Genomic DNA, 16,074 nt, shown 5'->3' with positions numbered 1-16,074 from the left:
GGCTTTTCATTTGGAAAAAGGGAAAAAACTGGAATGGCTGATGGCGGTGATTCTGCTTGCGGCGGCGTATGTTCTGTCCCGCGAGGGCGCACGGCTGGCGGCAGCACAGAAGGCAGCCACAAAAGTAGTGGTGCTGGACAGCGGCCACGGCGGCGACGATCCCGGTAAAATCGGGGCAAACGGTGTCAAAGAAAAGGACATCAACCTTGCGATTGCCCGTCTGCTGAAAAAGAAGCTGGAAAAGCAGGGAATCCTTGTGGTGATGACGCGGGAAGGGGAGGATGATCTCTCCGATCCGGGAGCCGTGAATGCGAAAGTGCAGGATCTGCAGCGGCGCGTGCAGCTGATTCATGAAAAAAAGCCGGACTGTGTGATCAGCATTCACCAGAACAGCTACCCGGACGCGGCGGTCAAAGGGGCGCAGGTGTTTTATTATACGGATTCAAAAGAAGGCGAAAAACTGGCGCTCTGCATGCAGGATGCACTGGTCGCGGGGCTCGATCCGGCGAATCACAGGAAAGCCAAGGGAAACAAAACGTATTACATGCTGAAGAAGACAGACGCAGTGCTGGTGATCTGCGAGTGCGGATTCCTCTCAAATCCGGAGGAGGAAGCGCTCCTGAACACAAAGGAGTACCAGAAAAAGGTGGCGGATGCACTGTGTGACGGCGTTTTAACGTATCTGGGAGAAAAGAAGAATGGCAAAGAGAAGACACAGACGAAGACGGAAGAGACCGCTGCGGGCGCTGCTTCCGCTTATGCTTGCCCTGCTGGCGGCTTATCTGGTATTCGGAGAATTTGATGAGAGCGGTCCCGCGCAGACCGGAAGCGGAGCGGACAGCAGCACTGCTTCGCAGACGGCAGACGAAAACAATGGTCTGTCAGAGAATGGCGCAACGCAGTTTCAGGCGGAAAATACAGATGAGGAGGAGCTGGCGAAACGGTATTATTACAGCCAGCTCGATGAAAACAGACAGATGATTTACCGCGAACTGGTGCAGGGAATCGCGGAACACCAGGAAACCATCATCACAAAAGGCGGCGATCCCGATGTGACGGCGGAAGTTTACGGATGGGTCTATATGGATTACCCGGAGTACTGCTGGATCAACGGAGCATCGCATGTCACGGGATACGGCGAGCCGAAGAACTACTGCGAGGTAGTTCCGGAATACACGATTTCTGCGGAGGAGATCACAGGCCGCCAGACCCAGATCAAAGGGGCGGGAATTGATTTCTTAAGTGATATCGACCGTTCGATGGATGACTATGGGAAGATCAAGGCTGTCTTTGAAAAATGTATCCGGCAGATTGATTATGTGAAAGATGCGCCGGAGAATCAGACACTCTACAGCGGACTTGTGAACGGACAGACGGTCTGCGCAGGCTATGCCAGAACGTTCCAGTATCTGATGAACCGTCTGGACATCCCGGTCATGTATGTGACGGGAACGACCGACACCGGCGAGGCGCACGGCTGGAATATCGTAAAGTGCGGAGACAATTATTATAACGTCGATGTAACCTGGGGCGACCCGGTATTCGCAGAGGGCGAGAGCGGCGAGTATAATCTGCCGGACGACCTGATCTACTACGATTTTCTCTGCGTTTCTGATGCGGAATTTTCGGACACGCATCAGGCGGATACGAATCTGCCGCTCCCGGCGTGCAATGCAGATGACCTCGAGTATTACCGCCAGATCGGCCGGTACATGGATACATTTGATGCGACGCAGATTCTGTGGGAAATGGAGACGGATATTGAAGAGACGAAAGAGTATTCAGAGTTTAAATTTGCCACCGATGATCTGATGGCACAGGCCATGGAAGCCCGCCCGGAGCTTCTCGATAAGGCATCCGGTTATCTTTGCAGCTATTACGGACTCGGATCCGTAAAATATACATACAGCGAGGATACAGCGACAAGAAAGCTGATGGTATTCTGGCAATATAAAGGAGAACCGAGTGAATGACGGTTCTCCTTTAAAAATATCCGGAAACAGATTTTCTGAAATTAAATTTCTTTGCCCTTCGTAGCAATGGCATGAACCACAAAAGGAACAAACAGTGTGATAAATGCCGCATAGCCAAGGTAAGCGTATCCTTTCTTTACCACAGCCATCAGACCGAACTGTGCGATCGCAAAAGCGAGGAAGGTAAAGATGGCGGTGAAAATGGCATTGCGGAGCAGGTGGCCGTTGGTACGCTCTGCCTCGCTCTTATTCCGCTCGATCGAGTTGACACAGCGGGTTACGATACCGGAGATCATGTTGACGGCGGTGGAAATTGCTCCGAGGATGATCAGGATCGAGATGATCGGTGTCAGAATCTTTGCGCCGACGCCGTTCTGTACGAGGACGAGCATCGGAACGGAAGCGCTGGCCAGATCAGCCACATAGGCGATGCCGAGCAGTCCGACAATCGCAAGCTCCATTGCAAGGAAGTTGCACAGGAACATGCCGATGGCGGCGCGGTTGATCTGTTTTACATCGGTAACATCCTCCATATGCTGGCACATAACCGAAACGGAAGCCAGCTGGAAGAAGAAGTACAGCACGGCCGAGTAAAGCGCCGGTCCGAAAGCGCCGGTTTCATGGGAGAGCACGGACATTTCGCCGGAACTCATGCGTCCAATGGCAGCGGTGATATCGCCCCACTGTGCGATGATATTCGGAACAAGAACGATAACAAGGCCGATGATGATCAGAACGCTTAATGTCGAAGCACATTTCCGCACAATACTCGTGCCGAAGAGGGCAACGAGGAAAATGAAAGCGGCGATGATCACGGTGCACAGCCAGTACGGCATACCGGACAGGGTCTGAATCGTGGAACCGCCGGTTGCGAAAGCGGCTGCGGAAGCCGTGCCGATCATAATCAGGTAGCAGATTTCATAGAGGTTCGACATCACCGGGCGGGTTTTTCCGTACAGAGCGTTCGAAAAGCTACGGTAATCGTACGTTTTGTGTTTGTAGGAAAAACGCATGCCGTACCAGAAGAACAGCGCGTAGAGTCCCTGCGTCAGTGCCGGAAGAATCAGACACCAGATGCCGTAGTTGATGAAATACTGGTAAATCTGTGCGCCGGAGGCAAAACCGCCGCCGAACTGTGTGGTAAATGCAACGAAAGCGAGGCCCATGGCAAGCGGCATGCCGTTTTTGCGGGCTGTTTTGGAATCACTCATAATTATTCTCCCATCCACCAGAGGAACTTACGGGGCAGCGCCCCGCAGACTCTGGTTTTTACTTATTAAATTCGATTACCTTTCCAGGGTTCAGGATCAGCTTGTCGTCAAAGGCGAGCTTGATGGACTTGTACAGGTTGATCATCCGCGGTCCGACAAACTCCTCCAGAAATTCCAGACGGCCGTTTCCGATTCCGTGCTCGCCGGAAAGCTGTCCGCCGAGTTCTTTCGAGAGCGCGTAAAGCTCGGTCAGGCTGGCGTGTGTAGCGGACTTCCACTCATCATCCGTCATTTCCGGTCCGCGCAGCATCTCGGTGTGGATATTTCCGTCGCCGCAGTGGCCGCACGGCTCCACGCGGATGCCGTGGGAAAGGGCGATGCGTTTGGCTGCCTTGACGTACTCCGCAATCTTCGCACGCGGAACGACGACATCGCATTCCTCCTGAGAGACGGAATCGGCCTTCATGCCCTCGAGAATCGCGCCGCGGACGGCCCAGACAGAACCGGCACGCTCCGGCGTTCCTGCGATATAGCAGTCGAGCGCTCCGTTAGCAAGAGCGGCCTCGGCGGCAGCCTCAATGGCGTTGTCAAGCTCCTGACGGCTGGATGCATCATACATGACGATCAGCACGGCATTTCCCTGCTTCACCGGGAACATTTTATTCAGACGGCGCTCCACGATGTCGATCAGCTCGCGCTCGAGAAACTCGATGGCAGTCGGTACAAACGGGAGGTCGAGCACCTTCGGAACCATATCGGCACATTCTTCCAGACTGGAGAACGGCAGAACGAGAGTGGAAGTACACGTCGGAGCCGGGAGCAGCTTTAAGGTAACCTGCGTCAGAATACAGAGCGTGCCCTCGGAGCCGATCACAAGGTCTTTTACGTCGTAGCCGGTCGTGTTTTTCACAACATTTGACGAGAAATTCATGATCGATCCATCCGGCAGAACCGCCTCGATGCAGCGGACAAAATCTCTGGTGAGGCCGTAGCGGACGGCTTTCATACCGCCGGCATTCGTGATAACGTTTCCTCCGATCGACGCCGTCTTTTCACCTGGATCCGGCGGATAGAAAAGACCTTCTGCGGAAGCTGCCGCCTGAATATCAATGAGCAGTGCGCCTGGCTCTGCGGTGATGGTCTGGTTTTTGTGGTCGACCGGGAAAATGCGGTTCATGCGCATGATGGAGAGCATGATGCCGCCGTACTTACACGTAGCTCCTCCGGCAAGGCCCGTTCCGGCACCACGGCAGACAACCGGAATATTTTCTTGATAAGCATATGCCATGATGGCAGAAACTTCTTCTTTATTTTCTGCTTCGACGTAGAGCTCCGGTGGAAAAACGCCATACTCCGGCATCTCGTCCCGGTAATACTCCGTCGCGATCTCTTCGCCGACGGCAACGCGGTCCGGGGAAGTGACAGAACGGATGTAGTCGAAATCTTCTTCGGTCATTTTCTTGTATGGGTAAGCCATGTTATTCGTCCTCCTTCCGGCTCTGCAGTAATTCGGTCAGCTTTGGTACAACCTGGAACAGGTCGTCTACGAGGCAGTAGTTGGCAACGCCGAAGATCTGTGCATTCGGATCTTCGTTGATTGCCACGATGCATTCCGAACCGGTCATGCAGGAGGTAAACTGGATCGCACCGGAGACACCGCAGGTGATGATGAGTTTCGGACGGACGGTGCGGCCGGAGAGACCGATCTGGTGGGCGGTATCGCCAAAGCCGTTTTCGATCATCGGACGGGTAAAGGCGAGCTGTCCGCCGAGAACCTCCGCTAAGGCGCGGCAGAGTTCCACACCCTTTTCATTTCGTGCGCCGCGGCCTGCCACAACGATGATGTCCTCTTCTTCCAGTGTTTTGACCTTATCAATCACGGTAGAAGAAAGAATTTTAATGCGGGAGCGCGCCATATCCTCACTCACTGGACATACCACGATTTCACCGTGCGGATTGGATACTTTTTCGGCTTTATCCATCACACGGTAGCGAACGGTGGCGAACTGCGGGCGCGATTTCGTGATGCCGATCTGCGCCATGATGTTTCCGCCGAAAGCCGGACGGATCTGGATCATATCGGAGTTCGGACGGATATCGAGTGTCGTGCAGTCTGCGGTCAGACCCGTGTGAAAACGGGTGGAGAGACGCGGGGCAAGCGAGCGTCCGAGAGCCGTCGCACCAATCAGTACGGAGCTTGGCTTGTTGGCTGCGATGCAGTCGGCAACGGCATCCGCGTAGCAGTCGGCGCGGAAGCCTTCAAATTCCGGATGCTCGTACACGAAAACCTTGTCAACGCCGTAGGCGAGCAGTTTTTTCGCATTTTCATACGTTCCGTTTCCGCCGACGATGATGCAGTGCACTTCGTAATTGACCTTTGCCGCCATCTTTCTGGCTTCGCCGATCAGCTCGTAGGCAACCGGGTGGATGTCGCCGCGTTCCTGTTCGATAAAAATCAGAAAATTGCGCCATACATCCTTATCAAACGCGCGCGCCTTCTGCTCAAAGCGGATCGCCTTTTCCGGACATCGGCGGACGCATAAACCGCACATGCGGCATTTTTCATTGACTTCAATTCCACTGCCCTCAATCGTGAGTGCGCCGAAAGGACATCCTTCTACACAGAGTCCGCAGAGCACGCATTTCTGGGCATCAAATTTCAGAAAATCCATAGTAATTCCCTTTCCGGAGTACAAAGCTTGAAAGCCTGCACTCGATTTCGTTTAGATGATTTTATTTTCATTCAGGACCGCGAACAGGCGGGAGGCTTTCTCAGCGGAAGTTCCCTCAATGTAAACCTGCTTTTCCGCTTCTTTCGGTGCAAACATCTGCTCAACCGAAGTCGGAGAACCTACAAGGCCGTAGCGGCTTAAATCCTGATCCGGCATATCTGCAAAACTCAGGATGCGCACCGGGCGGTCAGCCGTTGCTTTTTTGAGGCGGTAGGAAGGGAGACGCGGCACGCAGGTATCCTTATCAATTGTGATGAGGCACGGATAGGGAAGTTCGGAAACCTGGGAAACGCTCACGAGATCCTGACGGACGGTGATGGAAGTTTCCGTGACATCCGTAACCTCTGCCACCCAGGCGGCGTGCGGGATCGTCAGATGCTCGGCAATCGAAGGGCCGACCTGCGCGGTATCGCCGTCGGTTGTCTGACGGCCGCAGATAATCAGGTCCGCGCCGCCGATCACCTGAATACCCTGCGCGAGTGCGTAGGAGGTGGCGAGCACATCGGCGCCTGCGAATTTCCGGTCGGAGAGAATGACGGCATCATCGGCACCGCATGCGTAGGCATCGCGCATCATGGTTTCCGCCTGCGGAGGCCCCATGGTCAGCACGGTCACGGTTCCGCCAAGTTTTTCACGGAGAGAAATTGCGGTTTCGAGTGCAAAAAGATCATATGGATTCGTCCGTGTATCGCCGGACATCCGCTTCATGGCGCCGGTTTCCGGATCAATATCCACTTTTGTGCCGGCAGGCACCTGTTTCATACATACAATTATCTTCATTTGCTTTTCCTCTTGTACTTTTTGACTTTGACGCGTTAAAACACTGTGTTATTATAGCACGAAAGCCTAGGAATGTCGAGAAAAAATATCAAATTTGCCGATAGAGAGGGAAGAAAGAAACCCGGGATTAGACAAAATGCCAAAGGAAAAGGGACAGGAACCTGCGCCGGCGTTAAGGATATCCCCCGTGGGGGCTTGTGAAAAAGGCCGATTTTTGGTAGAGTAAAGGAATATTTGGGCGGTTGGAAAACGGCCGCGCCGGGAAAGTTAAGAAAAAGAGGAAAGAAGCGGAAGATATGGAACAGGAATTATTACAGGAAATTGCCTCCTACTGGGGAACCCGTGCGGAGGGGTATTCTGAGGTCAATGAAAAAGAGCTGGCGGGAAGCCAGAGAGAAGCGTGGCTGCATGTATTAGAGGAGCAGTTTCCAGAGAAAAAGAAAGAAGAGATGAAGATTCTCGATATCGGAACCGGCCCGGGATTCTTCCCGATGATTTTGTCGGAGGCAGGTTATACGGTGACGGCTGTTGACTACACGGAGGAGATGCTGGAAAAGGCGAAAGAGAATCTGGGGAAATATACGAAATACGGTCTGGAGCGCGTGACGCTGCAGCGGATGGATGCACAGAATCTGGAGTTTGCGGATGAGACCTTTGATGTTGTCATTTCCAGAAATCTGACCTGGAATCTGGAAAAGCCGGAGCAGGCATACCGAGAGTGGATGCGTGTCCTGAAACCGGGCGGCGTACTGCTCAATTTTGATGCGAACTGGTACGGCTATCTCTATGATGAGGAGAAAAAAGAGGCATACGAGACAGACCGCAAGAAAGTGGAGGAGCAGCAGCTCGATGACCATTATCTGTGCACGGACATCGACCGTATGGAAAATATTGCGCGTCAGGTCCCGCTCTCTGCGATGGAACGGCCGGCGTGGGATACGAAGGTGCTCGAATCTCTCGGTGTCTGTTCGATCCGGACCGATTCCGAAATCTGGAAGCGCGTCTGGAGCGAGGAAGAGAGACTGAACTATGCATCGACACCGATGTTTCTGGTGCGCGCGGAAAAAAGCGAAGAGCAGTTCTTCCAGCTTGGCAATATGACCGTCCGCCGCGGAGAGAAATATCAGGGGGATATCTCCTTTGCGAATGGGGATATCGTGCTCCCGGGAACGATCATCTGTGGAAAACTTCCCGGAAAAACAATGCTGATCACCGGCGGCGTTCATTCCGGCGAATACGTCGGCATCCAGGCGTGTGTGGAACTGGGAGCGGAGCTTCTGCCGGAGAAAACGGTTGGAACAATCGTGATTTTAAAAGTCTTAAACCGTCCAGCCTTTGAAAACCGTGCGGGCAGTCTTGGACTTTCCGATGGCAAAAACCTGAACCGCGTCTTCCCGGGAAATCCGAACGGAACCGAGATGGAGCGTCTGGCGTGGGCCATTACAAAAGAAGTTTATCCGAAGGTGGATTATTATATTGATCTCCACAGCGGCGATGATTTCGAAGCATTGACGCCGTATGTCTATTACGCCGGAAAAGCGGCGCAGGAGGTGACAGAAGTTTCGCGGAAAATGGCGGAGCAGGTGGATGTTCCGTACATGGTGCGTTCCATGGTGTCATCAGGCGGAGCGTACAACTATGCGGCGTCCAAGGGCATCGCGAGCATCCTCTTAGAGCGCGGCGGCATGGGAGCCTGGACTTCCGAGGAGGTCAATTCCGACAAGCGTGATGTGCGCAATATCTTAAGCAGCCTCGGCATGTATCAGATCCGCCGCGATGTGCGGAACTACGTGCCGATGGAAGTGACCGATGTCCGCTACCAGGCGGCTTCTGAGGACGGCCTCTGGTATCCGGCGGCAAAGCCGGGCGACATGGTTGCCGAGGGCGCACTGCTCGGAACGATCCGTGATTACAATGGAAAGCTCCGTGAGACATGCCGTGCCGAGTACACCGGTGTGGTGCTGTACCAGACGGGCAGTCTGCAGGTAACAGAAGGGGGCCCTGTCGTTGCTTACGGAAGAATTGTGCGCGAGCCGGAGTACGACGACCGCAAAGAGCAGATTGTCCATTACTGGGAGAAACGGAGCGAGAGCTTTTTAGAGCAGAGACGCTCCGAACTTGCAAATCCGATTGCGAAGCGCTGGAGGAAAGAGATTGAAAAACAGATCCCGGCGGGAAGACGGTTAAAGATCCTTGATGTGGGCTGCGGAGCCGGATTTTTCTCGATCCTGCTGGCAAAAGAAGGCCACGAGGTCTTCGGCATTGACCTGACACCGGAGATGATTGAGAATGCGATCCAGCTCGCCGAAGAAGAGAACGCCGACTGCCGCTTCCAGGTCATGGACGCGGAAAATCCGATGTTTGCGGATGAAACATTTGACGTTGTGATTTCCCGAAATCTGATCTGGACACTGCCGAATGCGGAGCATGCCTACAGCGAGTGGATGCGCGTGCTGAAAACGGGCGGCGTTCTGCTGAACTTCGATGCCAATTACGGAAAAGAAGATGTTGCCGATACGAAGGGACTGCCGGAGGAGCATGCCCATTTCAAGGTCGGAAATGAAATGCTCGAAGAGTGCGAGCGGATCAAAGCGCAGCTTCCGATCAGCCGCAAAAACCGGCCGGCGTACGATGTGGCAGTGCTGTGCGAAAACACAGCGGGAGAAATCCGCATCGATACGAGCCTTGGAAAACGCATTTATCTGGAAAAAGACGAGTTCTATAACCCGGCACCGATGTTTTCGATCTGTGCTGTGAAGCAGTAAAGGAGTATCTGTGAAAAAATATCTGTTAAAACGACTGCTTCGCCTGATTCCGGTATTCCTCGGCGTGACGATTCTCGCTTTTCTGCTGACGGGACTTTCCTCGGTCGATGCGGTGGATTTAAAAGAGAGCAGCAGCGGCGGCGTGATGTCGGAGGCGGAAAAAGAAGCGATGCGGGAGGAGCTGGGACTGAATGAGCCGAAAGCTGTCCAGTACCTGCAATGGCTGAAGAACGCATTGCGCGGTGATTTCGGGGAGTCGTATGTCTCCGGAAAGCCGGTGCTTGTAAGCTTCCGCGAAAAACTGCCCGCAACGATTGCACTTGCGGCGCTGGCACTTGCCATGACGGTCTGTCTTTCGTTTTCGCTCGGTATCTTAAGTGCAAAATATCAGAATATGTGGGCGGACCGCAGTATCAGTCTGTTCTGCTTTGCGGGCAATTCGTTTCCGGGGTTTTTCACTGCACTTCTTCTCTTATATTTCTTTTCGCTGAAATGGAATCTTTTTCCGGTTCTCAGTATGGGAAAGGGATGGAAAAGCTGTGTGCTTCCGGCGGCGACGCTTGCGGTTTCGATGACGGCAAAATACACCCGTCAGGTGCGTTCTGCCGTGCTTGCAGAGCTGGATCAGGAGTACGTGGCGGGCGCACGGGCACGTGGGTTAAGTGAAAACCGGATTCTGTTCGGAAGCGTATTAAAATCCGTGCTGCTCCGCATGGTCACGCTGTTATTCTTATCCGCCGGGTCGCTGCTTGGCGGAACCGCCATCGTTGAGACGATTTTCATGTGGAACGGCGTCGGAAAAATGGCCGTGGATGCCGTTTCCATGCACGATATTCCCGTGATTCAGGCATATCTGGTGTGGATGGCGGCGATCTATCTGCTGCTGCATCTCATTGCTGATCTGATGATGGGTGCACTGGACCCGCGGGCGAAGCTGGAGGGAATGCGATGAAAAAAGAACAGAAAAGAAAGCTCCTTTTTTATGGCATTCTCGCCGGTGCACTGCTGCTGTTTGCCGCATGTGCGGCCCATCTGGCACCGTACGATCCGTATGAGCAGAATCTGGAACTGTCCCTTCTTCCGCCGTCCGCGGCGCACTGGATGGGGACGGACCGCTATGGGAGGGATCTCTTTTCAAGGATTCTCTCCGGCGCGCGGGTCAGCATTGTTTCAGCACTTCTTGTCGTGGCGGCAAGCGCTCTGATCGGAACATTCGCCGGAATTTTCAGCGGCTGGCTGGAAGGAAAAACAGATACGGTTCTGATGCAGATCTCCGATGTTTTTCTGGCATTCCCGGGGATGGTATTTGCAATCGCATTTTCCGGTGTTTTGCAGAGCGGCATGACGGGAGCCGTTGTATCGCTGATCCTCGTTTCCTGGCCGAAATATGCGCGGCTTGCGCGGAACCGTGTGCTGGCATTAAAACATATGCCGTTCATCGCGGCGGCGCGGCTGGCAGGAAATGGAACATGGAAGATGATCGGACGCCATATTCTGCCGAATCTTGTGGGGCAGACGATTGTCACAGCGGTGCTTGATATCGGAACGATGATGCTGGAAATCGCGGGTCTGTCCTTCCTCGGCCTTGGTGCGGAAGCGCCGTCGGCGGAGTGGGGAGCGATGATGAGCAACGGAAGAAGTATGCTGCAGACCGCGCCCTGGGTCATTCTGGCGCCGGGACTGGCGATTTTTCTGACCGTTCTTGTCTGCAATCTGCTTGGTGAGGCGGTACGGAAAACGGTGGAGCAGGGATAGAGAGCAAACGAAAATGGAAACAAAGGGAGCGAAAATATGAGTGAAAAACTGCTGGAAATCAGCGGCCTTTCTGTCTGTTATGAGGGGGAGCAAATTTTAAATGACATCTGTTTTTCCGTCGAAAAAGGAGAAACCGTCGGCATCGCCGGGGAGTCGGGCAGTGGAAAAAGTACCTTGCTGCGTGCGATCCTGCGGCTGATGGGAAAGAATGGTTCCATCACCGGTGGGCAGATCGTATTTCGCGGAGAGGATCTGACGGGCATGTCCGAAAAGAGGCTGCGCAGTCTGTGCGGTTCAGAGATTGGCATGATTTTCCAGAACACAGGAGCTTCGCTTTGCCCGACGCGGAAGATCGGCGCACAGATCTGCGAGAGTGTGCGCGCCCATGAGAAACGCCGCGGATTCACCAGCCCGATTCCTGAGAGGCCATCTGGCAGAAAAAGCCGCAGAGAAATCAAAGATATGACGCTCCAGCGATTTGCGGATATGGGGCTTTCGGATGGCGGGACAATCTGGGACAGCTATCCATCGTCGCTCTCCGGCGGCATGAACCAGCGCGTCGGGATTGCGCTCGCGATGCTGCTGCACCCGTCGATGCTGCTGGCGGACGAGCCGACGAGCGCACTTGATGTGGTTTCCCAGGCGCAGGTGCTGCGGGAGCTTCAGGCGTTGCAGCAGAAAGAGCAGACGGGGATGGTGCTGGTGACGCACAATCTTGCGGTTCTCGAGCAGATGGCAGACCGGGTTGTTGTTTTGAAGGATGGAAACATCGTGGAGCAGGGGGAGACAAGGACGGTTTTCGATCACCCAAAGGACGAATATACAAAAAATCTCCTTGCGGCTGTGCCGGGAAGAGGGAAGAACGATGCATAATCATAACATGCTGGAAGTAAACAACTTAAGCAAAAACTTTGCCAGAACCGGCCGGGAAACGGAATTTGCCGCCGTGGACGGCATCAGCTTCACACTGGATGCGGGGGAATGTCTTGGCCTGATCGGGGAGAGCGGATGCGGAAAAAGCACGACGGCCCGTCTGATCACTGGATTGGTCCAGGCGGATGCAGGCAGCGTTCTGTTGGAAGGCGAGGAAATCCTCAGAAGAAAAGGCAGGCGGCAGCGCGAAGTTTACCGGAAAATACAGATGGTCTTCCAGACCCCGCAGGATTCCTTCGATCCAATGCAGACGCTCGAAACCGGGATTCTGGAAGCTTTTCGGAATCAGGGAATGAGCCGGAAAGAAGCCTGTCTTCGTCTGCCGGAACTGCTGGAAAAAGTGGAGCTTGCCCCGGAAACGGCGAAACGCTATCCCCGCGGGACGAGCGGCGGAGAGTGCCAGAGAGCCGCAATTGCGCGGGCTCTTGCTGTGCAGCCGTCTCTTCTGATCTGCGACGAGGCAACGAGTGCGCTCGATGCGGCGGTACAGGCGCAGATCGTTCAGCTGCTGAAAAAACTGCAGCGGGAAGAAGGACTCGCGATGCTGTGGATCGGCCACGACCTTGCGCTGGTGCGGGAACTCTGCAGCCGTGTGATTGTCATGCGGCAGGGAAAAATCGTGGAGCAGGGGGAGACGCGGGAGGTATTGGAGTACCCGAAAGAGGAATATACGAAACTGTTGATGGAGTACAGTCTGTGAGAAAACTGTTGAAACAGAAAATCAGACAGCGGAAATGGTGGTGCCATTTGCGAAAACAGGAGAAGTACAGAATGCAGAGAAAGAACGGCAGAAGGAAAAAAATTGCATATGTTTTGTGCGGCATTCTGGCGGTGGTACTGTTTTCCGGTTGTCAGAGCACAGCAGCAGATGGTACAGATGAAAAAGTTTTCGTATACGGCGACACGACATTCAACGCCGAAAACGACGAGTCCGATGTCAACCCGCACAACGGCTATTCCGGCTGGGCGTGTATCCGCTATGGGATCGGTGAGACGCTGTTTCATTATTCAGATTTTATGGAGATCGAGCCATGGCTGGCAGAAAGCTATGAGATTGTGGACGACACAACATGGCGGATTACACTGCATGAAGGCATCTCCTTTACGAGCGGGCGCACTCTCGACGCGGAGGCGGTCAAAGAATGTCTCGAGGATCTGATCGCAGTACATGACCGTGCACGCGGGGATCTGAAAATTGAGAGCATCGAGGCAGACGGCCTGATCGTAACGATTCACACCGAACAGCCTGTCCCGGCGCTTCTGAATTATCTGTCTGACCCATATGGATGCATCATTGATATGCAGGCAGGTGTGACGGATGACGGCAATGTCGCCGGAACCGGCCCGTACCGCGCAGTACAGGTGGAGACGGATCAGGGACTGACGCTCGTGAAAAATGACAATTACTGGAACGGAACGCCAAAGCTCGACCGGATCGAAGTAAAAACGATCCGCGACGGCGATACGATGACGATGGCGTTACAGTCAGGCGAACTCGATGCGGCATACGGACTGCCGTATTCCAATCTGATCCTGTTCCGCGATGAGCCATACACCATTTCCTCGGCGGACACTTCGCGTACCTTCTTCGGACAGTTCAACGGATCATCCGAGGCGCTGCAGGACGACCGCGTGCGCGAGGCAGTCATCGGAGCGATCGACCGGGAGGGCTTTGTGAACACGCTGATGGAAGGAAACGGCAGCGTGGCAGAGGGTCCGTTCCCCTCGTACTTTACATTCGGCGACAGCCAAGTACAGGAGGAGTCCTACGATCTCGATCACTCCAGAGAACTGCTCGCCGAAGCAGGATGGACCGATGAGGACGGCGACGGCTACGTGGAAAAAGACGGAAAACGGCTGACCATCTGCTGGCTCACGTATCCGAGCCGCCAGGAACTGCCGCTTCTCGCGGAGAGTGCACAGGCATCACTGAAAAAAATCGGAATTGAAGTACAGATCCAGTGTACGGCAAATCATCTGGAACTGCTGAAAAAAGGGAACTGGGATGTTTATGTCAGTGCATTTGTCAGCGCACCGACGGGCGATCCCGAGTATTTCTTCACAACGCACTGCCTGCAGGATTCCTCCAAGAACCGCGGCGGCTATTACAGCGAAACACTGGAGAAACTGGAACAACAGCTAAGCGGCGAATTTGACACCGAAAAACGAACCGAACTGGCCATCGAGATGACGCAGACGCTGCTGGATGACCACATGTTTTTCTTTGCATCGCACCTCAAAATGTCGATGGTATCCGGCGAGGGCGTGACGGGGCTTACGGCGCATCCGTGTGATTATTATGAAATTACAGTCAGTTTGGACAAAAACAAATGATTATTTGGCAGAAAGAGCAGAAAATGTGGATTTTCTGCTCTTTCTGCGTTATGATAGGAAAAGAACGGCACTGCGATGGTGCCAGAGAAGAGAAAAGGAGAAGTTACGATGCGGAAAGAAGAATTAAGAACATATATTGAAAACCACGAATCCGAAATGATCGAAGACCTGAAAAGCCTGATCCGGATTCCAAGCGAAAAACAGGCGGCAGAGCCAGGCAAACCATTCGGCGCACCGGCGGCAGAAGCACTGGCGCAGGGAATCGAAATTCTGGAAAAATACGGCTTTGCCGTAACCAACTACGACAACTACGCGATTGCAGCCGACTTTAATCAGGAAGAAAAAGGCCTTGATATTCTCGCCCACCTCGATGTCGTACCGGCAGGCGAAGGCTGGCAGGAGACCGATCCATTCACCCCGCTCATCAAAGACGGAAAAATGTTCGGCCGCGGAACCGCAGACGACAAAGGCCCGGCCATTGCAGCCATCTACGCAATGCGCGCCGTCAAAGAACTCGGTTACCCATTAAAGAAAAACGTCCGCCTTGTCCTCGGTTCCGATGAGGAGTGCGGAAGCTCTGACCTTGAATATTATTATAAGAAAGAAGTGGAAGCACCATGCACCTTCTCCCCGGATGCCGAATTCCCGGTCATCAACATTGAGAAAGGCGGCATGCGCGGCCATTTCGAGAAAACCTCCGATGCCGGAACGACTGGCGTCCGCCTCGTATCCTTACAGGCCGGCACAAAACTGAACGTCGTACCGGGAAAAGCATACGCAGAGCTTGCCGGCATGACAAAAGAAGCGCTGAAAGCCTGCGCGGACGAGACCGAGCAGAAGACCGGCGTTTCCTTCCTTCTGGAAGATACCGAAAACGGCAATGTAAAAATCACAGCCTGCGGTGCCTTCGCCCACGCATCCACCCCGGAAATGGGCAACAACGCACTGACCGCACTGCTGCAGCTTCTCGCATCCGTTCCGATGGAAGAGAGCGAACTGAAAGACGACATCACTTTCCTCAGTCAGGTCTACCCGCACGGTGACGGCAAAGGCGCAGGCCTCGGTGTCGCCATGTCAGACGAAGAGTCCGGCGAGCTCACCTTAAGCCTCGACCTCATGAACTACGACGGCAAAACCCTGACCGGTTCCTACGACTGCCGTGCCCCGATCTGCGTAACAAAAGAAAACCTGTACGATACCGCCGGACAGAACATGAAAAAAGGCGGCTTCTCCATGGAGGGCAGCGGAATGTTCCCGCCACACCACGTCCCGGCCGACAGCCCGTTCGTCCAGACCCTGCTGCAGTGCTACACCGACGTTACCGGAAAACCAGGCAAACCATTTGCGATCGGCGGCGGAACGTATGTGCATCATCTGAAAAATGGTGTTGCGTTTGGATGCGCGGATCTTGAAGTTGATAACCGCATGCACGGAGCAGACGAGTTCGTGGAAATCGAATGCTTGAAAGAATGCGTTGTGATCTTCGCGGAGGCGATTGTGCGGATCTGCGGGGAATAAAGCAGTCTTAAAAAGATAAATACAGAAAAGCCCGGAATGAGTTGGCACATATGAATCTTTTAAGCAACGAAGA

The 16,074-nt window shown here is 53.9% G+C and carries 13 protein-coding genes; 9 read left to right on the top strand and 4 right to left on the bottom strand.

Annotated elements, in window-relative coordinates; all coding sequences use genetic code 11:
• The first annotated feature begins 10 nt into the window (after positions 1-10).
• Positions 11-802 carry an N-acetylmuramoyl-L-alanine amidase gene (locus ACY2VT_RS03865; protein ID WP_418616540.1) on the top strand — a complete coding sequence of 264 codons (792 nt, stop codon included), beginning with the start codon at positions 11-13 and terminating at the stop codon, positions 800-802.
• Positions 699-1,973 (top strand): transglutaminase domain-containing protein, encoded by a 1,275-nt coding sequence (locus tag ACY2VT_RS03860; RefSeq protein ID WP_461878950.1) that lies wholly within the window; start codon positions 699-701, stop codon positions 1,971-1,973. The genes ACY2VT_RS03865 and ACY2VT_RS03860 overlap by 104 nt, the downstream gene beginning before the upstream one ends.
• Before the next feature lie 41 nt (positions 1,974-2,014).
• Here ACY2VT_RS03860 and ACY2VT_RS03855 read toward each other — a convergent pair whose 3' ends face one another.
• From ACY2VT_RS03855 to ACY2VT_RS03840, 4 genes are read right to left on the bottom strand one after another with little or no spacing between them, the layout of a single operon-like run.
• Positions 2,015-3,184 carry a YkvI family membrane protein gene (locus tag ACY2VT_RS03855; RefSeq protein WP_461878949.1) on the bottom strand — a complete coding sequence of 390 codons (1,170 nt, stop codon included), beginning with the start codon at positions 3,182-3,184 and terminating at the stop codon, positions 2,015-2,017.
• 58 nt (positions 3,185-3,242) lie between these two features.
• Positions 3,243-4,661, bottom strand: a complete 1,419-nt coding sequence (locus tag ACY2VT_RS03850) for an FAD-binding oxidoreductase (RefSeq protein WP_461878948.1) — start codon at positions 4,659-4,661, stop codon at positions 3,243-3,245.
• 1 nt (position 4,662) lies between these two features.
• Entirely contained in the window at positions 4,663-5,856 is a 1,194-nt protein-coding gene (locus tag ACY2VT_RS03845) for an FAD-binding protein (protein WP_461878947.1), read from the bottom strand.
• 51 nt (positions 5,857-5,907) lie between these two features.
• Positions 5,908-6,696, bottom strand: coding sequence for an electron transfer flavoprotein subunit beta/FixA family protein (locus ACY2VT_RS03840; protein WP_461878946.1), 789 nt, complete (start codon positions 6,694-6,696; stop codon positions 5,908-5,910).
• Positions 6,697-6,992: 296 nt separating this feature from the next.
• Here ACY2VT_RS03840 and ACY2VT_RS03835 point away from each other — a divergent pair, with 296 nt between their 5' ends.
• The 7 genes from ACY2VT_RS03835 to ACY2VT_RS03805 all read left to right on the top strand — a co-directional run bounded on the left by ACY2VT_RS03835 (position 6,993) and on the right by ACY2VT_RS03805 (position 16,001).
• A complete protein-coding gene (locus ACY2VT_RS03835) occupies positions 6,993-9,461 on the top strand; it encodes a methyltransferase domain-containing protein (RefSeq protein ID WP_461878945.1) in 2,469 nt (822 codons plus the stop codon).
• Between the two features lie 10 nt (positions 9,462-9,471).
• A complete protein-coding gene (locus ACY2VT_RS03830; protein WP_461878944.1) occupies positions 9,472-10,413 on the top strand; it encodes an ABC transporter permease in 942 nt (313 codons plus the stop codon).
• Positions 10,410-11,216 carry a nickel transporter permease gene (nikC, locus tag ACY2VT_RS03825; protein WP_461878943.1) on the top strand — a complete coding sequence of 269 codons (807 nt, stop codon included), beginning with the start codon at positions 10,410-10,412 and terminating at the stop codon, positions 11,214-11,216. The genes ACY2VT_RS03830 and nikC overlap by 4 nt, the downstream gene beginning before the upstream one ends.
• A gap of 36 nt (positions 11,217-11,252) precedes the next feature.
• Positions 11,253-12,089, top strand: a complete 837-nt coding sequence (locus ACY2VT_RS03820; protein WP_461878942.1) for an ABC transporter ATP-binding protein — start codon at positions 11,253-11,255, stop codon at positions 12,087-12,089.
• Positions 12,082-12,849, top strand: a complete 768-nt coding sequence (locus ACY2VT_RS03815) for an ABC transporter ATP-binding protein (RefSeq protein ID WP_461878941.1) — start codon at positions 12,082-12,084, stop codon at positions 12,847-12,849. Before ACY2VT_RS03820 ends, ACY2VT_RS03815 begins: the two co-directional genes overlap by 8 nt.
• A gap of 71 nt (positions 12,850-12,920) precedes the next feature.
• Complete coding sequence (locus ACY2VT_RS03810) at positions 12,921-14,483, top strand: ABC transporter substrate-binding protein (RefSeq protein ID WP_461878940.1); 1,563 nt, start codon at positions 12,921-12,923, stop codon at positions 14,481-14,483.
• A 108-nt stretch (positions 14,484-14,591) separates the two neighbouring features.
• Complete coding sequence (locus ACY2VT_RS03805) at positions 14,592-16,001, top strand: Sapep family Mn(2+)-dependent dipeptidase (RefSeq protein ID WP_461878939.1); 1,410 nt, start codon at positions 14,592-14,594, stop codon at positions 15,999-16,001.
• Positions 16,002-16,074: the final 73 nt, after the last annotated feature.

The organism is Fusicatenibacter sp., assembly GCF_050872605.1.
Taxonomy (GTDB): Bacteria; Bacillota; Clostridia; order Lachnospirales; family Lachnospiraceae; genus Fusicatenibacter.
This window is presented reverse-complemented; position numbering and strand designations above follow the sequence as displayed.